The following is a 16,748-nucleotide window of genomic DNA, read 5'->3' on the forward strand; positions in this document are numbered from 1 at the left end:
GGTAGTATAATTCCACACAGCAAACCCGAAATCCTTCTTTTTTCTAGTATAAAATGTCCTAAAAACAGGAATTTTTTTTAGAAAGTGATGTTTTCGACAGACTTCGTGCTGATTCGAATGAAAACGCTAACGTGCTCGACATAAATCGCCGCTTATTGTTCGAAGTAATTTCCAGGGGTTACCTTAATCATCTTGGTTTTGGAGTCGACATCCGACAATCTGGCCAGAGAAATATAGTCCTCCAGCAATCGTTCCTCGGACTCCACCGCTCCAGACTCCACCAGAACGCCTACACCTGCTACTTCAGCATTAAATTCGCCGAGCAGGTCGACCATGCCCTGAATCGTGCCGCCGGCCTTCATGAAGTCATCCACGATAAGCACCCGGGACTGTTCCTTCAGGGCTCGCCGGGACAAAGACATCGTATGGATGCTCTTGTGGGATCCGGAGACATAGTTGATGCTCACCGCTGAGCCTTCCGTCACCTGATGGTCCCTGCGAACCAGCACGACCGGCAGGTTAAGCTGTGCCGCAGTGGCATAGGCAAGCGGTATCCCTTTGGTTTCCACTGTCATGACCACATCGATATCTCTGTCGGCAAAAGCCGTGGCAATAATCTTGCCCGCCTCGTTCATAAGCGATGGCTGGCCCAGCAAATCCGACATATACAGGTAACCGCCCGGCAAGATCCGATCGGGCTGCTCCAGCTGATGGCACAGCTTCTCTGCAAACGCATAGGCATGCTCCTTGTGCAGCTTCGGAATATACTGTACTCCGCCTGCCGCTCCAGCCAGCGTCTGAAGCTCGCCGATGCCCTCGTTCTCGAATACATCCTTGATAATGGCCAGGTCCTCGCTGATCGACGACTTGGCAGCTCCGTAGCGCTCGGCGAAGGTCGTCAGGGGAATCAAAGTATGCGGTTTGGTTAATAAATATTGGGTCATATCGACCAATCGTTCACTTCGTTTTAGTTTTTTCACATGGGTTCCTCGCTAAATCCGAATATTATACTGTAAATATAACACTTTTGTACGTATTTTTACAATATGGATTGCAATTCCACCCGTTATCGTCCTTGTCTCTTTAGCTGCATGAGCTCACGGTTCAGGTGAGCAGGCGAACTGCGTACACTTCTTTGCAAAATCCGCGAAGCCCGTTATAGATGCGGGCCACCTTCGATTCCTTCGCCACCAGCCCGAATACGGTCGGACCGCTGCCGGACATTAGCGCCCCGTCGGCGCCCAGCTTCAGCATCCCCTCTTTCAGCTGCTGAACCTCCGGATGCATCTTCAGCGTCACTTCCTCGAGCACATTGCCGAGCGACGCGCACATGTCGCGGAAGCTCCCCTGCTCCAGCGCCGCGATCATCGCCTGCGCCGATGGATGATGCTGCACATTGTCAGCACGCAGTTTGCCGTACACCTCGGCCGTCGATACGTTAATCGGCGGCTTCGCCACAATGACCCAGCACTGCGGCGGGCTCGGGATCGGTGTCAGCTTCTCCCCGCGCCCTGTCGCAAGCGCCGTACCTCCCTGGACGCAGAAAGGCACATCCGAGCCGAGCTCAGCGCCTAGCGTGAGCAGCTCCTCCTCGGGGATATGAAGCCCCCACAGGCGATTCAGGCCGCGCAGCGTGGCTGCAGCGTCGCTGCTTCCTCCGGCGAGACCGGCTGCAACCGGTATTTTTTTGTCCAGGTGGATATGTACTCCCTTACGAACGTCGTAACGCTCCTTAATCAGCCTGGCTGCCTGAAAGGCCAGATTCTTCTCGTCCAGCGGAATATATCCCGCCTGACTCGTAATGATAATCGTATCGCGGGGCTGTTCCGACATCTCCAGGCGGTCGGCAAGGTCGATCATGGTCATGACCATCTCAACCTCATGGAAGCCGTCTGGCCGCTTGTGGAGCACATCCAGCATCAAATTGATTTTTGCCGGCGCTTTTTCGTATATTTTCACGACGTTCACCTATCCTTAGCTTTTCCCTTATGCATGAGCTTCCTATTCGCGAGAATAATCTCTAGTGCTTCTATCTTAACAAACTCGTGTCGCGAAGTCATGAATTCCCTGACAAACGAATGCCGGAATTTGCATGATGTCAAAATGACAGGCATCGCCTTGGCGGACATCCGGATGGATAAAAGAAAGACAGGACCCTCTAAAAGGCCCTGTCTCTCCATGATGGCTGACGATTAATCCGATTTGCGGGCTGCCTGTTCAGCAAGCTGGATGGCCCGTTTCACCATGTTGCCGGCATCCTTGGCCTTGATGCCTCCCCAGCCTTCCTTCTGAACCGTATCGTAAAACCCGAGCTCTTTAGCCAATTCATTCTTCAATTGATCTGACATGATGCGTCTTCGTCTGCCCATCGTGCCGCCTCCTTAAAATGATCATGATGGCCTAAAGTCAGCTTCTGAGTCACGCGTCTTCCGGCTCACTGCCGCTGCAATGGCCCCGTCACCGATCAGATCAGGTGTGAAGATCGCGCTTTTATATTATGCTCGCCGCACTCCGCCCTCATGCGGCAGGCAGCTGTATGGCAACAAAAAGCAGCCCCGCAAAGAGAGCTGCTTCCTTTAAAACATGAAGTTTAGGACTTGATATAGGTGATTCGCATCTGGCTGTCATCGCCAGTCACCATAATTTCTACAGTTTCCGTGAGAATATCAGCGTAGCTGTAGGATACGCGTTTAAAGGTTTGCTGGTCCTGGTCCAGCTTTACAATGAAAACAGAAGGGTACGTTTCTTCCAAAACACCAGTGCGCTCTACGGTCTTACGGCGACCACCATTAGCCCGAAGGGTAATTTTTTGCCCTAAATGGGCATCGAGACTGCGTTTGATTTCCAACAGCGCGTTTTTAGCCATTGTCGACGACCACCTCTTTCCTTGTCCATTATATATGATACCGGGGGCAAATGTCAAATCAAAAATATTTAATTATATCAGCATCAAAAATGTATTGTCAATGAATTTTTTTCGAAAGATGAACCGCGACTTCCATTTTGATTAATATGCACCATTCTTGCTTCAATTATGTATCCTCATCGGCCCATGCCAAAAAAGCGCGGGCTGCAAGGAAATCAAATTCCTCGCAGCCCGCGCTTCAGGATCGCTCCTAGGTTCCAGGGCTGTATTAGAGCCATTCTTGGCCCCCTTGTGCAATTAATTGACCGTTGGCGTCACCTTCAAGGTGGACAGGTCCTGAAGGCGCGGCAGACCGATGCGGTAGCTGCCTCGCGTCTCAATACCTCCGAGCCCCTGGCTGCCGCTAATGGTATGGTGAATAATATCGGTTATGTTCACCGTGTCCCTGACGGACGTGTAAGCGGCCTTTGCAGCCACGTATACCGGGTCCAGCGCATGGATCAGAATGCGGCCTGGAGAGCTTGCAAAGTTGGCGCCCGCCTGAAGTAGCGCCTCAAAATGAGACTGGCATGCCCCTGCCACAATGATCAGGGAGTCCATATTGCGTTCATATTGACGCGCGACCTGAATCGCCGAAGCGAAGTTTTGCGAATTTTTGTAACTGTCGAGACTGTACAGATTGTACGGTTGTCTGCGCTTGAGCACACCGTCATGGCCTGTGATGACGACAATGTCGGGCCTTACCCGCGGCAGCATATGGTACAGCACATCCGCCATGGCCGATTCATTGACGTAATGCCCTTCCGCCGGTACCCGAAGCTGATTGTACAGTGCCAGGCTTTTTTTCAAATATTGGGGGTCTCCATCCAGATGAAGAACCTTTCCAGGCACGTCAAAATAACCTTTATCCACGTTCTGGCCCCATTCATTCCGAAGGCTGGCCAGCTGACGCTCACTCTGTTCCTGCTTATGCTTCTCCAGGCGGCTTAATGACTCGCTGGCCTTAATCCGTGCCTGCTTTGTTCGTTCGCTTACAGCGGGATACGGCGCCTTGACCAGATCATCAGCCGGCGAATCAGCCAGCAGCCTGAATTCTGTCCCTTTAATGATGATGTTCTCCCGCCGTACATCCTCCACCCGGAACGTGATATCGCCGCCGTAGGATTTACGAACGACCAAATCTCCCAAGTTCATCAACATCACCCCTACCCTATGGTATGGGCATAAGCGGTGATTGGTTCATGCCGGATTCAAATTAACTGCGTTAACGGATGCCAGCCTCGTACAGAACGCGGCTAAGCCGCGCGTACTCCTCAATGCTGAGTGTCTCCCCGCGCCGGGACGGCTCGATCTCTGCTTCAGCCAGAAGCTGCTCCAGCCGCTCTCGCCCTTTCTCCGGGAAGAAGCGGCTCTTCAGATTGTTCGCAATCGTCTTGCGCCGTTGGGCGAATGAAGCCTGTACCACTTCGAAAAAGAACCCTTCATCCGGCACCGATACCGGCGGCTCCTCGCGGACTTCAAGCCGAATCACCGCTGACTCCACATTCGGCTGTGGAATGAATACGGTATGCGGAACCGTACAGACGAGCTTCGGCACGCTGTAATACTGAACCGCGATGCTCAGGCTCCCGTAATCCTTGCTTCCCGGAGAGGCAGCCATTCGCTCTGCGACCTCCTTCTGGATCATGATGACGATATTCTCCAGCGGGAGCTTCTCCTCCAGCAGCTTCATCAGAATCGGGGTAGTCACATAATACGGCAGATTGGCCACCACACTGACCTTGGCCTTGTCCGCAAAATCCGTACGAAACAGTTCGTGCAGATCCACCTTGAGCACATCGCCGTGATGGACACGAACGTTGCCGTACGGCTCCAGCACTTCCTTCAGGATCGGAATGAGACGCTGGTCGATTTCGACCGCGGTGACCGCGCCAGCGGTTTGCGCCAGCTTCTCTGTCAGCGCCCCGATCCCCGGTCCGATCTCCAGCGCCCCTTTCGTTTCATCGAGCTCGGCAGCCTCCACGATCTTGTGCAGAATGTTCTGGTCGATCAGAAAGTTCTGCCCGAGGCTCTTCTTGAAGGAAAAGCCGTGGCGCTGAATGATCTCCTTCGTTCGCCTTGGTGTTGAAATATCTTCGATTCGCGTCATGATGACTCCAAGCCTCCTTCATCCAGCTTCGCCAGCGCAGCTGCAAATTCCTCACGTGTAATCTGGAACATCCCGAGCCGCTTGTAAAACTGCTTGCTATTGCAATAGCCGATCCCCAGCAGATTGCCCATCTGCATGCGCCGCTGGGCTGCATCCGGATGAACCGTTAACCCGGCGTCAATCAGGTCGTCCATACTGATCTGGCTCTCTCTGCCTTCAAATGACGTATGCACACGTTCAAGCGCCCTTCTAATAGCCTCCGGCGATGCGTTCTCCACCCCGATGTCCCCTTTGCGGGTCGCATCTTCCTCCGGGATGAAGGCATGCTTGCAGCCAGGCACATGCCGATCTATAATCTTCCGGATTCTCTCGCCTGCATGATCGGGGTCAGTCAGAATAATGACGCCTCTCCGCTCCTTGGCAAGCGCGATCCGGCGCAGCGTATGCTGGTTAATGGCCGAGCCGCCGGTTTCAATCGTGTCGGCTTCAACCGCCCGCTTGATCGCAACCGTATCATCCCGGCCTTCCACCACGATAACTTCCTTGATCATACGATACAATCTTCCTTCCTCTTTCGCATCCGCCAGATGGCGTTCCGGCACATCGTTCATTCCAGCCGGTGCCAAGCTGTCCAAATCACAAAATAAAAGAAGAGGATGATCATCCTCTTCTTATCGTCAATGTATATTATAAGCTACATAGTATAGCATTATCATGGCAAAGTAAATTGGAATTATGGCTGGTCCAGGTTAATTGACATTCGGTTTTACCGGGCCGATGACATAGACGGTACGCCCGTTTTTGCGCCCGAAATTAATGGCTGCATTCAGCGAATCATAATAGACGTCGATTTTGTTGCCTTTGATCGCGCCGCCAGTATCTTCAGCGCGGCGGAAGCCCAGTCCTTCGATGTATACCCACCAGCCGATCGGAATGACGTTAGGGTCAACTGCAATCGTACGGCCCTCGGTCACTCGGGTTCCCGAAGCGGTACGTGTCCCGATGCCCGGCTGTTCCGAGGAATAGGCGGTCATGGATACATTGTTCAACACCTTGGTATATTTAAAATCAACACCGGCTTTGGAGACGACATTATTGTTATTCTCCGCTGCCTTGGCTTCTGGCGCCTTCTTCGCGGTGGCCAGCTTCGCAGATGTAGCCTTAACATTCACAGCAGCCGTCTGAACGGTCTGCTCCTCGACGATCTCCGGCTCCGGAGCCTTCTTGGTGCCGACTGCAATAATCTTATCCTTCGTTCTCCGTTCTACCTCTTGACCGATCTTCGTCTTGGAAACGAGCTTTCCGTCATGGTATACCTTCTCGTAATGATGAATCAGCACCCCGTTCTCGCCGCGTTGAATGACGCGGTTATCGCCTTTGACCAGAGAAGGGTCCGCCGTCTTGATCACGCGGAAGGTGCGGCTTTCCGGCTCCTGAACGGTTTGTTTCGTGACGCGGATGACACGGATATCCATGTTACCGGACAAATTCGTGTCTTCGGATGGCACAACTTTATCATCTACCCCGACCGTGATGCGAGCTTCCTTGAGCACATCAGCGACCGTATTCTGGGTGGTGAACAGCGTTTGAGTTTTGCTGTCAACTGTAATTTGGATTGGAACCGCACGCTCGATAATGATCCGGTCGCCGTCCTGAATCGCTCCATTCAGGGGCATCGACACCTGATCCTGCGGGTTCAACGTAATCGCCTGCTCATCCAGCACTTCTTGAAGCAGGGAACCACGCGTTTCGACTTTGGTCACTCGACCATCAACCACAAGATGAACTTCCTTACCCGTCTGATCATGAACAACCAGCGACACGAGCAATGAGACGGTGATGGCACCCATGGTGCCAAGCAACACCAATTGACGCAAATTTTCATGCTTCCATCGTAATGCGTAAGACATGCTGGATGATTGTGATTCATGGGTCTTCTCAGATTGAAAAACGCCCACTATTCCATCCTCCTTCATAGTCCCGCCGTCTGACAACGCATGAAATGCATTTGACGTGACTATAGCAAATTTTCCCACAGAGCGAACTGCTACTAAACGCCCTGCGTCAATCCCCGTCTTCCCGTCCATGCTTCGTCACCTCCTGTTTACCAACAGTATGACGATCACCTCTCCAATATTCAAAAACAAAAGAAGCCCTTGAAAGAGTACTAGAGGCTCTAACGTGGCTTCCTGATGACAATAATCATGGAAAAGGTGTGCACGAGAATTCCCCTCTTACTTCGCTTACGGAGTTAGCTGTCGGGTTTGGACGTAAGAGTGACGCCCTATGTCGGGAGCTTCGCTCATGGCGAAGTCCGTTCAATTCACCCCAAAGACTCGAATTACTGAAATCAAATACGGCCCGGCATCCCGCGGATGCATAAAGCTGTATCGGTTCCCCCGTTCCCCAAAAAGCAGGGATTAAGCGAGACGGTTCATGAAATGGTCCGCTGCAGATTCGAAATCTTGGCAGCTTCTTATCACTGAAAAGATGATATCCTGTTTACATGCAGGTTGTAAAGCAACAATCAACCACATTTTTCGAAGTAAATGGTTAAAATATTGTAATATCAACCTCTTTTGTATTAAAAAATCTTTAATTAATCGCAAATACTCTCTTTTTCACCGCTTTTGCTCCGGATTTTGTTTAATGGAAAATCGTTCCATAGCATTTCTCGTGGTAATCTCAGCCAGTTCTTCCACGGTAATTCCTTTCAATTCGGCAGCAGCCTCGGCCACCATCTTAACATATCCGCTCTCATTTCGCTTCCCCCGGAACGGATGCGGTGTCAAATACGGCGAATCCGTCTCGATCAATAAACGATCCATCGGAACCTGAACAAGAACCTCCTTCGGCTGCTTGGCATTCTTGAACGTAATCGGCCCGCCAAAGGAAATATGAAAGCCCATATGGAGGCACAGCTTTGCCGTTTCCCAGCTCCCTGAGAAGGAATGCATCACGCCGCCTACCTCGGACGCCTTCTCCTCCCGCAAAATCTTCACAATATCCTCATGCGCATCCCGGTTATGAATGACAATCGGCATGCCGAGTTCACGCGCAAGGCCAATCTGCCGGCGAAGCACGCGGTGCTGAACCTCCTTCGGGGAGGTGTCCCAGTGATAGTCCAGGCCGATCTCTCCGATCGCAACCACCTTCTCGTGAGCACAGAGCGAGGCGATCCAGTCCAGATCCTCGTCCTTCATCGTAATCGCGTCTACAGGATGCCAGCCAACGGCCGCATAAATAAAGTCATAGGACTCCGCCAGCTTCATCGTTGTCGGAATGGTCTCCCGGTTAAAACCGATATTGATCATTCTTGATACGCCCGCTTCAAGCGCCCGGGCAATGACGGCCTCCCGGTCCTCGTCGAATTGATGCGCATCCAGATGGGTATGTGTGTCGAACAGCATCGCGTCATTTCCACTCCTTTGGGTTGCTTTTTGTCGCAAACTTGCTTTGCCTGCCCCCGATCTGTTTAAAAGTATAAGGGGGAACGCCGAGATTTCTAGCGCAGCCAGAATCTATCTTACAAGCTTTGTCTGAAAATATCTGTGATATGTTTAGGCATGCGGTCAAGCGCATCCTTCACTTTTTCCGCCGGGAAATACAGATGATAACGCCCTTGGTGAATCCCGCTTATAGAGCGCACAATCTCCGATACCTCCGAGATTTCCCGCAATTGATCATGACGATCAAGCAGCAGGATCTGCTTCTCGCTCGAAGGCATGCCCGAATGAAACCTATCATAAGGAAGATCGGTCGGAAAATCAATGGCAAGGTCATATTCCGGATGAAGGCCTGCTTGCCGGAATGCCTCGCGAATATCGTCGATGAAAGACTCGTCCATCATGTCAAATTCCACGTATTTATACAGTTTCCGGTGCATGAATCGACCGCATAATTCGCTAAGCTGCTTGTCCTCCTCGGCGGTCCATTGCAGAAATGCCGTTTGGATCAACGCTTCATCCAATTGCAAATACTGGCGGACGGATAGCGAACCTTCAAAGAGGGACGGCAGCGGCTCGATCATGAACTTAAATCGGTATCCCTGGCTATGCAGCTCCTTCGCTCTGCGGAAGATCTGTCGCAAAATAATTTCGGAGCTTCGCGTCACCGGATGGAAGTATACCTGCCAGTACATCTGATACCGGGACATCAGGTAATCCTCTACAGCGTGCATCCCTGATTCCTTGACGACGATGCGATCACGAAACGGACGCAGCAGCCGCAAAATCCGGTCAATATCAATCGTGCCATAATTAACCCCGGTATAATACGCATCGCGGAGCAAATAATCCATACGATCCGCATCCAGCGGGCTTGTCACGAGATTCATTACGATCGGCTTGTCATACGTCTTGCGAATGACGGAGGCTACCTTCTCTGGAAAGTCATCGCCAGCCTCCCGCAACACCTCGTTCACACAAGTATCTCCGAGCACAATTCTGCATGTCCAATCTTCGTGATCCATATCAAACGCTTCTTCCACCGAGTGGGAAAAGGGACCGTGACCTAGATCATGGAGAAGAGCCGCGCATAATGCTACCATACGCTCGTCCATCGGCCAATCCGTATACCCTCTGCGCTCGAACTGCGAAATAATTTTCCGTGTAATTTCATATACCCCAAGCGAATGCGAAAATCGGCTATGCTCTGCCCCGTGAAAGGTCAGATACGACGTCCCGAGCTGACGCACCCGGCGCAGCCGCTGAAACTCCGGCGTATTGATGAGACGCCAGATCATATCATCCTGGACATGAATATAATTGTGAACCGGGTCTTTAAATACTTTTTCTTCCGATATTGGAGACAGCATCCTTCCTCAACTCCTTCTCATTTATCGTTCATTTTGGCCGATAAGCACTTTTTTTGACACTTAATGTCGAATAGTGTCGAAATAAGTAAAATCACGCCTTCCAAATCGACATCCAGGAAATCAGGCGCTTTTCAGGTCCTGTAATAGTAACTTTGTCGTAAGTACAAGGGTTCAGTACACTATATTTTCGTAAACAGGTTCCGATTTTTCAAAAATATAGGTTGACTGTTTTGGGAATCGTTGGTACTATAAATAACATAAAAGATAGAACTATGTCGAATTATGACTTTTTTAAATTATGGCGAGAGGGGCTATTATAAGTTATGATGAAATCAACAGGAATTGTAAGAAAAGTCGATGAGCTGGGACGGGTTGTTATTCCGATTGAATTGCGCCGCACACTCGGAATCGGCGAGAAGGACGCTCTTGAAATTTATGTAGACGGTGAGCGGATCATGCTCAAGAAATACGAGCCTGCTTGCATCTTCTGCGGAAATGCTGAGAACGTGACTTATTTCAAAGGAAAAATTGTATGTCACGAATGTATTTCTGAGATCCCTACACCTGTGACAAATTAAAAATAATAGTATATAATAAGTATATTCACTTTGTTAATTCTAACCTTTTTCATATCTCCTTGTGCCTTCCTCGGCTATGAACCCGGCCGCAGGAAGGTTTTTTTTGATCATGCCGGACAAACCGGCGCTTCTCCGCTTTTTCTGTCTGTTGAGCCCCTTCCACCGCTTGTTCCGGAGCCTCTGGCGCTGCCGGTTGTCAGACCCCGGAAACGAATAATATTCTTGGAAAAATTGGATTTCTTCTATTATAAATACCCCTTATGTCCTTGCGCTACGCTGCGGCCTGTTCTGCTGACCGTCCCTGCCCATGACCCATTCGTCTTCCGACTTGAGTCATGCAGCGAGACACCGCGCACGGGGAGCTGCGCGCGATGCAAAAAACGATGCCCTCCACGCTTACAACACCATGCTACAACAATGCGTTGTACACATCCCGCTTTGATACGCCCCGGTCGCCGGCAGTCCGTTTCATCGCATCCTTGCGGCTCATGCCCTCCTGCTCATAGCGGGCGACATGCTCTTCAAGCGACAGCTCCTGCCACCAGGCATTTTGTTCACGCAGCTCATCCTCGATGGATGCGCCCTGCACGACGATGCAATATTCGCCGAGCGGCGGGTGCTCCTCGAGCCATTGCTGACACTCGCTTACCGTCCCCCGGACAAATTCTTCGTAACGCTTGGTCAATTCCCGGGCCAGCGCAATGCTGCGGTCGCCCAGCGCCTCCTTAAGCAGTTCCAATGTTCGTTTGACCCGGTGCGGAGATTCATAAAAAATCAATGTCCCACTCGCGGCCCCCAGCCCCTGCAGCTGCTCCATCACATCCTTTCGTTCACGGGGCAGAAACCCGATAAACGTGAATCTTTCGGTCGGCAATCCCGATGCGATCAAAGCCGAAAGCGCAGCGTTCGCGCCGGGGATCGGAATGACCGGAATTCCGTCTGCAATCGCCAGTCTGACAAGGTCGGAACCGGGGTCGGAAATGGCTGGCAGACCGGCATCGCTGACCAGCGCCACATTTTTTCCTTCTATTATATAGCGTATGATTTCAGGACCGCTGGCAGCCTTGTTATGCTCATGATAACTGAACAGCTGCTTGGCCGGAATATCAAAATGCGTGAGCAGCTTTCGCGTCTGCCGCGTATCCTCCGCCGCAATAATATCACACTCCCGCAGCGTCCGAATCGCCCGATATGTCATATCCTCCAGATTGCCGATCGGCGTGGCCACCAAATACAGGCTGCCGCCCGGATGCTGCCCTTGATTGGCTTGAGCAAAGCTCGTTTGAACGATTGGTTTCATTCCTCTTCATCATCCTTATACGATCCAAAATAAATATCCATAAATTCGTCGCAGTATTGGCCCTCTTCGTTGTACACGATCAGCGGCGGCTTCAGTCGAACCTCCGGCTTGCCATCCCGTATGCCCTCGATCAGCACCATGTTGGCCTCCATATTCGCCCTAGGATGCACGAAGCGGATCACCTTCGGCTCAACTCGATACCGGCTCATCAGCGTAATAATCTCCGCAAGACGGAGCGGCTTGTGAACCATGCTCATTTTGCCGCCTTGCTTCAGCAGACGTGAACCTGCCTCAATCACTTCCTCCAATGTGCAGTGAATCTCATGTCTGGCTATGGCCTGGTATGGATTCAATTTCACATCACTGCCGTTCATCGGCATATAAGGCGGATTGACGGTAATCGCATCATAGGCGCCATAGCCGGTTTCCTTATACAGCTCCCTTAAATCGCCCTCGCGGATCGTAATTTGCTGCTCTAGCCCATTCATCTCCACGCTTCGCCGTGCCATATCCGCCAGCCTCGGCTGAATCTCAATGGCCTCGATCGGCGCTGAGGTGCGGGTGGAGAGCAGAATGGGAATGACCCCATTGCCTGTGCACATATCCAGGATTCGGCCGCGGCGAGGGATGCTGGCAAAGCGGGCGAGCAAAACCGCGTCCATGGAGAAGCTGAACACTTCTTCACTTTGAATGATGCCCAGCTCATGGGTGAGCAGATCGTCGATGCGCTCGGACGGCTGGAGGCTGATTTGTTTCAGTTTCATAATTTCATTCCTTTTTAGCATTGATAGTTCCGGCACCTCGGCCAGGAGGAAGGCGCTAGGTACACGCAGGTGATCTGGAGTGATGGAGCAGCTGCCTGCTTCAGCATCCATATAGCATCCATACAGTATAACCTTGCAACCTGAGAAAAAAACCGTAGGCGTTTTTCTCCTACGGCTTTCTCATTTATTCAGAAAAGACAGGCAGAACAGGCAATCCCCTTCCGTACGCAAATGCCCGTAATAGACATTGCATATATGGAAGCCTTCGTGGTACAGCCGGGCCAGGTTATCATAACCTTCCCCGACCACATCTTCCCCATGCTCCTCAGCCTTGTTCGGCTGCGGATGGTTCGGAGCAATCGGATGGGTCGCTTCTGCCGGATCAGCTTCCCTTTTTAATATCTTTCGGAGCTGTTCATTTTCAAAGCTGAGGCGATGGTTCTCTTCCAGCAGTTCCTTGATGACCAGCTTGAGTCCACCGAGTTCACTGTGCATATGTCCCATCTGTGTTTCCATCTCTTGAATGAGCGCAAAAATGTTTTTCTTCTCCAAGACTACACCCCGAAAACAAACATTGTATTTGTCTATTTGACTACAACGTCATCCATTGGAAGTTCCTTGACCTTACCGATCTCAAACAGCTGAACATGAACGGTTCGTTTATCCGCATTGAGTCCGACCACTTTGCCGTCCCCAAGCGAGGTGACAACCAATTTCCCGACGGATGGAAGCTCTTCCTTGACACTTTCATAATTATCATGCTCAAACTTCAGGCAGCACATCAATCTTCCGCATAGCCCGGAAATTTTGGTAGGGTTCAGCGACAAGCTTTGATCCTTCGCCATCTTGATCGATACCGGTTCAAAATCTCCGAGCCATGAAGAACAGCACAGTACGCGTCCACAAGGTCCAAGGCCGCCAAGCATTTTGGCCTCATCCCGTACGCCGATTTGTCGCAGCTCGATTCTTGTCCGGAATATGCTGGCCAGATCCTTGACCAGCTCACGGAAGTCCACACGGCCTTCTGCTGTGAAGTAAAAAATGATTTTGTTGCGGTCAAACGTGAACTCCACGTCCACCAGCTTCATTTTTAATCCGTGATCCCGAATTTTATTTAAACAGGTTGTAAATGCATCCTTAGCCGCCTGCTTGTTCTCTTCAACCACACGGGCATCAGAATCGCCGGCAATGCGGATGACCTTCTTCAGCGGAAGGACGACATCGGATTCACCCACCTGCTTCTTACCAATAACAACCTGACCATATTCAATGCCGCGAGCCGTCTCTACGATGACGGATTGCTCTTTCTCCACCGGAAGATCGAGTGGATCAAAGTAATATATCTTGCCCGCTTTCTTAAAGCGGACACCTACTACACTGTACAAAAATAAACCCCCTTGTGCCTGTACATCTAGGCCCGTATTCGCGCGCCTGGGGGTTTCGCTCACGCCGGAGTGTTACCGCCCAAGCCGATCAACAGCTGCTCCAAACAGAGCTGTCCATTGACATTATAGCGTAACTTCTTCTGACACTCTGCGGCCAAATCCATACAGGATACCCACTGTGCTGTGCTGCGGGCTGACGCATGACCAGAGATATACTCCGCCTGATCTATGAAAACGAGAGACTCTTTCCTTCCGTATTGGACATGGATCATGTCCTTACACCATAAATGGAACAAACTGAACATCATATCCAGATGCTCCGAGAGTTCGGTTTTGAACACCTTCTGACTCGCGGTAATGATCGCAGAGCCGCTTCGGTTCAAAGACTCCTTCCCTAATTGTAACACTACGTTTCTAATTTCTGCAAACCAATTCTCGTTCAATATTTTCCTGCACCCCTCAAGTCCGGATGCAAGCTGAACCGCGCAGCGCACAAGCGCGTGAGGGTACCCCTCGCCCACCAGCATCTGCTCCATCATTTGCGGTGGAAGCGCCCGGAAAGGCACCTTCTGTACCCGCGACTGGATGGTCGGCAGCAGTGCCTGTCCATTCTCGGCGATCAGAATGGCGACGACCGGAACCTGCGGCTCCTCCAGAAACTTCAGCAAGCTGTTGGCCGCCTGCGTTGTCATCTTCTCCGCCTGCTCAATAATATACACTTTCGGGTTGCGATGCTCCGAGCGATACGAGAATAAGCGCTGAAGCTCACGGATTTGGTCGATCTTAATGCTGGCGCCATCCGGACCGATCATCGTCAGATCGGGATGGTTGCCATGCTCGACCTTGCGGCATTCAAGACATTGCCCGCAGGCATCGTCTTCAAGCTCCGTGCAGAACAACGCTTTGGCAAAAGCGACAGCCATATCCGCCTGTCCCGCTCCCTTCGGGCCGCTGAACAGATAGGCGTGACTGACCGCCTGACGGCGAAGAGCGCTTTGCAGCAGCTGCTTGGCAGCCTCTTGACCTAATATATCATTAAAAGACATAAGTCCTCTCACTTTCTATGTTCAATACCTGTTCTTGTTTCTGATTCTAGAGCTTGTTCATATCTTTGTCCGAGCCAAGGAACGCGAACCCGGTATAATGGTTCTATCAAAATGCGTATGTTGTCAAAATACCAGATTAATCAATATGCCGCGAATTTCGCCGACCTTGTTAAGCAAATCAATTCTTCCCTGCTCCGTATCCAGAAGCTCGTCCGCCATGGAGAGCAGAACCGAATCAATCTCATCAATAATATTGTAACGCTTGCCTCGTCCTCTGCGGTCCCAGCCTCGCGTCTCTTTCATTTTGACCCCGCGACGGACGGTCTCTTCCAGGAATCGGCGCACCATTTGCTTATAAGCCTTCAGTTCCCGGACATTCATCGATTTCAGCAGGCGATCGCCCTGCAGGGCAATCTCCCGCATCTGGCGGGTCAGTTCCTCATGGGATGCCCTCTCCCCCTGCTGACGCATCATATCCGAGAAGGATTTCTGCTGCACGGGTTTAGCGGTATTATCCGGGACGGTTAATTCACTTTTGATGGGCCTGAAGCCCGGATTAATCTTCAACTCAATCCACCGCCTATATAATAAAAAATGCTATATAGACTGAACCAAAGAAAACAATCATCATGCTGGGTGCCCACCTCCCTATACAGGAGGGATGCTGTTATTCCCTAGTTCAATCTATATAGGTCGAACAACAGAACCTAAGAACTTTCTCTTAGAAGTGCTCAAATCTCTCGACAGGGAGGACAAATACTGTTGCGCCGCCCACTTGCACTTCAACCGGAAGCGGCAAGTAGGAATCTGTCGTTCCACTCATCGGGGTAACCGGCGTGACGAGCTGCTCGCGAACTTTACAGCTGGTGCGAATGACGCTCAGTACGCTTTCAACCTGGGAATCATCGACCCCGATCATAAAGGTGGTGTTGCCCGCCTTCAGGAAGCCACCTGTACTTGCGAGTTTGGTTGCCCGGAAATTCGCTTTCACCAGCGCGGCGGAAAGACGGTTGCTGTCCTTATCCTGTACAATCGCAACAATTAATTTCATTGCAAATCCTCCTTATCGTTTTTTGGCAGCTTAAAGCGCCATGCCTTATTATTTGACAAACACCCTCAAAAATCCTTTAAAAACGCGTCCAGATGTCTAATCATCTCCCGTTCGACCTGCTCTGGAGGTCTGGAAGCATCAATCAAACGAATTCGGTCCTTAAACCGCTCGGCCAGCTGAAGATAACCTTCCCTGACCTTTTCATGAAACGCCAGACTCTCCATATCCAGCCGATTCACTTCGCGCTCGGCATTCATCAGAATCCGGGACATGCCTGCCCTTGGCTCGATATCCAGCAGCAGCGTCAAGTCGGGCATCCGCTGATTGATAGCAAAGGCGTTAATGCTCCATACTTCTTCTATACCCAATTCCCGGGCATATCCTTGATATACGAGACTGCTGTCCACAAACCGGTCGCACAGCACCGTGACTCCCTGCTCCAATGCGGGCTCGACTTTCTCTACGAGATGCTGACGCCTGGCTGCAGCATACAACAGGGCCTCCGTCCGTGCGTCCATCGCGGTATGTTCCGGATCTAGGATAATCGATCGGATCTTCTCGGCGATGTCGATGCCGCCCGGCTCGCGGGTAATCAGATACGGCATGGATCGGTTCTGCATATACGCAGACAATCTGCCGATCATCGTCGTTTTTCCTGATCCTTCTCCACCCTCGATGGTGATAAATAACGGTCTGTGCTTGTTCATCGACAATCCTGCTTTCATGATGATTTAGGCTTGAAATGTTAGTCAAGGTGTCTTACGTGACTAGGAATATCTCATCTTAAGGGGCA

Annotated in this window: 19 protein-coding genes and 1 riboswitch; of the genes, 1 reads left to right on the forward strand and 18 read right to left on the reverse strand. The window is 51.2% G+C overall.

The window, feature by feature from the left end:
* Positions 1 to 152 precede the first annotated feature (152 nt).
* From purR to MKX64_RS10090, 10 genes are all read right to left on the reverse strand, one after another.
* Positions 153 to 980 carry a pur operon repressor gene (purR, locus tag MKX64_RS10045; RefSeq protein WP_095267679.1) on the reverse strand — a complete coding sequence of 276 codons (828 nt, stop codon included), beginning with the start codon at positions 978 to 980 and terminating at the stop codon, positions 153 to 155.
* A 124-nt stretch (positions 981 to 1,104) separates the two neighbouring features.
* The gene (ispE, locus tag MKX64_RS10050; protein WP_095267716.1) at positions 1,105 to 1,959 is read right to left on the reverse strand and encodes a 4-(cytidine 5'-diphospho)-2-C-methyl-D-erythritol kinase; all 855 of its coding nucleotides are present in this window, start codon (positions 1,957 to 1,959) and stop codon (positions 1,105 to 1,107) included.
* 233 nt (positions 1,960 to 2,192) lie between these two features.
* A complete protein-coding gene (locus tag MKX64_RS10055) occupies positions 2,193 to 2,369 on the reverse strand; it encodes a small, acid-soluble spore protein, alpha/beta type (RefSeq protein ID WP_095267677.1) in 177 nt (58 codons plus the stop codon).
* A 221-nt stretch (positions 2,370 to 2,590) separates the two neighbouring features.
* On the reverse strand, positions 2,591 to 2,866 hold the full coding sequence (gene veg, locus MKX64_RS10060; RefSeq protein ID WP_095267676.1) for a biofilm formation stimulator Veg: 276 nt from the start codon (positions 2,864 to 2,866) through the stop codon (positions 2,591 to 2,593).
* A gap of 297 nt (positions 2,867 to 3,163) precedes the next feature.
* Positions 3,164 to 4,060 carry a sporulation peptidase YabG gene (yabG, locus tag MKX64_RS10065; protein ID WP_095267675.1) on the reverse strand — a complete coding sequence of 299 codons (897 nt, stop codon included), beginning with the start codon at positions 4,058 to 4,060 and terminating at the stop codon, positions 3,164 to 3,166.
* A 70-nt stretch (positions 4,061 to 4,130) separates the two neighbouring features.
* Positions 4,131 to 5,015, reverse strand: a complete 885-nt coding sequence (rsmA, locus tag MKX64_RS10070; protein WP_095267674.1) for a 16S rRNA (adenine(1518)-N(6)/adenine(1519)-N(6))-dimethyltransferase RsmA — start codon at positions 5,013 to 5,015, stop codon at positions 4,131 to 4,133.
* Positions 5,012 to 5,566, reverse strand: a complete 555-nt coding sequence (rnmV, locus tag MKX64_RS10075; protein ID WP_095267715.1) for a ribonuclease M5 — start codon at positions 5,564 to 5,566, stop codon at positions 5,012 to 5,014. Before rnmV ends, rsmA begins: the two co-directional genes overlap by 4 nt.
* A 198-nt stretch (positions 5,567 to 5,764) precedes the next feature.
* Positions 5,765 to 6,973, reverse strand: a complete 1,209-nt coding sequence (locus MKX64_RS10080; RefSeq protein ID WP_095267673.1) for a 3D domain-containing protein — start codon at positions 6,971 to 6,973, stop codon at positions 5,765 to 5,767.
* A gap of 266 nt (positions 6,974 to 7,239) precedes the next feature.
* Positions 7,240 to 7,452, reverse strand: a riboswitch (cyclic di-AMP (ydaO/yuaA leader).
* Between the two features lie 184 nt (positions 7,453 to 7,636).
* Positions 7,637 to 8,425, reverse strand: a complete 789-nt coding sequence (locus MKX64_RS10085; RefSeq protein ID WP_095267672.1) for a TatD family hydrolase — start codon at positions 8,423 to 8,425, stop codon at positions 7,637 to 7,639.
* A 116-nt stretch (positions 8,426 to 8,541) separates the two neighbouring features.
* Positions 8,542 to 9,831: an HD domain-containing protein gene (locus tag MKX64_RS10090; protein WP_095267671.1), complete on the reverse strand. Its 1,290-nt coding sequence runs from the start codon at positions 9,829 to 9,831 to the stop codon at positions 8,542 to 8,544.
* Positions 9,832 to 10,154: 323 nt separating this feature from the next.
* Here MKX64_RS10090 and MKX64_RS10095 point away from each other — a divergent pair, with 323 nt between their 5' ends.
* A complete protein-coding gene (locus MKX64_RS10095) occupies positions 10,155 to 10,409 on the forward strand; it encodes an AbrB/MazE/SpoVT family DNA-binding domain-containing protein (protein WP_006207408.1) in 255 nt (84 codons plus the stop codon).
* Between the two features lie 409 nt (positions 10,410 to 10,818).
* Here the strand turns inward: MKX64_RS10095 and rsmI are convergent, their stop codons facing one another.
* The 8 genes from rsmI to tmk all read right to left on the reverse strand — a co-directional run bounded on the left by rsmI (position 10,819) and on the right by tmk (position 16,662).
* Positions 10,819 to 11,709: a 16S rRNA (cytidine(1402)-2'-O)-methyltransferase gene (rsmI, locus tag MKX64_RS10100; protein ID WP_095267668.1), complete on the reverse strand. Its 891-nt coding sequence runs from the start codon at positions 11,707 to 11,709 to the stop codon at positions 10,819 to 10,821.
* Positions 11,706 to 12,473, reverse strand: coding sequence for a tRNA1(Val) (adenine(37)-N6)-methyltransferase (locus tag MKX64_RS10105; protein WP_095267667.1), 768 nt, complete (start codon positions 12,471 to 12,473; stop codon positions 11,706 to 11,708). The genes rsmI and MKX64_RS10105 overlap by 4 nt, the downstream gene beginning before the upstream one ends.
* A 180-nt stretch (positions 12,474 to 12,653) precedes the next feature.
* Positions 12,654 to 13,025, reverse strand: coding sequence for a DNA replication initiation control protein YabA (yabA, locus tag MKX64_RS10110; protein ID WP_095267666.1), 372 nt, complete (start codon positions 13,023 to 13,025; stop codon positions 12,654 to 12,656).
* A gap of 32 nt (positions 13,026 to 13,057) precedes the next feature.
* Positions 13,058 to 13,858: a PSP1 domain-containing protein gene (locus tag MKX64_RS10115; RefSeq protein ID WP_095267665.1), complete on the reverse strand. Its 801-nt coding sequence runs from the start codon at positions 13,856 to 13,858 to the stop codon at positions 13,058 to 13,060.
* 59 nt (positions 13,859 to 13,917) lie between these two features.
* The gene (gene holB / locus MKX64_RS10120; RefSeq protein WP_341035719.1) at positions 13,918 to 14,904 is read right to left on the reverse strand and encodes a DNA polymerase III subunit delta'; all 987 of its coding nucleotides are present in this window, start codon (positions 14,902 to 14,904) and stop codon (positions 13,918 to 13,920) included.
* Between the two features lie 123 nt (positions 14,905 to 15,027).
* Positions 15,028 to 15,471, reverse strand: a complete 444-nt coding sequence (locus tag MKX64_RS10125) for a YaaR family protein (RefSeq protein WP_095399168.1) — start codon at positions 15,469 to 15,471, stop codon at positions 15,028 to 15,030.
* Positions 15,472 to 15,625: 154 nt separating this feature from the next.
* Complete coding sequence (locus MKX64_RS10130; RefSeq protein WP_006207400.1) at positions 15,626 to 15,955, reverse strand: cyclic-di-AMP receptor; 330 nt, start codon at positions 15,953 to 15,955, stop codon at positions 15,626 to 15,628.
* A 65-nt stretch (positions 15,956 to 16,020) separates the two neighbouring features.
* Positions 16,021 to 16,662, reverse strand: a complete 642-nt coding sequence (tmk, locus tag MKX64_RS10135; protein ID WP_095267662.1) for a dTMP kinase — start codon at positions 16,660 to 16,662, stop codon at positions 16,021 to 16,023.
* Positions 16,663 to 16,748: the final 86 nt, after the last annotated feature.

This window comes from Paenibacillus sp. FSL M8-0334, from assembly GCF_038000405.1.
Taxonomy (GTDB): domain Bacteria; phylum Bacillota; class Bacilli; order Paenibacillales; family Paenibacillaceae; genus Paenibacillus_AQ; species Paenibacillus_AQ campinasensis.

Coding starts and splice junctions, on each gene's coding strand:
- rsmA (WP_095267674.1), bottom strand. CDS start 5,015: ATGACGCGAATCGAAGATATTTCAACACCAAGGCGAACGAAGGAGATC.
- holB (WP_341035719.1), bottom strand. CDS start 14,904: ATGTCTTTTAATGATATATTAGGTCAAGAGGCTGCCAAGCAGCTGCTG.
- tmk (WP_095267662.1), bottom strand. CDS start 16,662: ATGAACAAGCACAGACCGTTATTTATCACCATCGAGGGTGGAGAAGGA.
- MKX64_RS10090 (WP_095267671.1), bottom strand. CDS start 9,831: ATGCTGTCTCCAATATCGGAAGAAAAAGTATTTAAAGACCCGGTTCAC.
- MKX64_RS10055 (WP_095267677.1), bottom strand. CDS start 2,369: ATGGGCAGACGAAGACGCATCATGTCAGATCAATTGAAGAATGAATTG.
- rsmI (WP_095267668.1), bottom strand. CDS start 11,709: ATGAAACCAATCGTTCAAACGAGCTTTGCTCAAGCCAATCAAGGGCAG.
- MKX64_RS10085 (WP_095267672.1), bottom strand. CDS start 8,425: ATGCTGTTCGACACACATACCCATCTGGATGCGCATCAATTCGACGAG.
- veg (WP_095267676.1), bottom strand. CDS start 2,866: ATGGCTAAAAACGCGCTGTTGGAAATCAAACGCAGTCTCGATGCCCAT.
- rnmV (WP_095267715.1), bottom strand. CDS start 5,566: ATGATCAAGGAAGTTATCGTGGTGGAAGGCCGGGATGATACGGTTGCG.
- MKX64_RS10095 (WP_006207408.1), top strand. CDS start 10,155: ATGATGAAATCAACAGGAATTGTAAGAAAAGTCGATGAGCTGGGACGG.
- MKX64_RS10130 (WP_006207400.1), bottom strand. CDS start 15,955: ATGAAATTAATTGTTGCGATTGTACAGGATAAGGACAGCAACCGTCTT.
- yabG (WP_095267675.1), bottom strand. CDS start 4,060: ATGAACTTGGGAGATTTGGTCGTTCGTAAATCCTACGGCGGCGATATC.
- MKX64_RS10105 (WP_095267667.1), bottom strand. CDS start 12,473: ATGAAACTGAAACAAATCAGCCTCCAGCCGTCCGAGCGCATCGACGAT.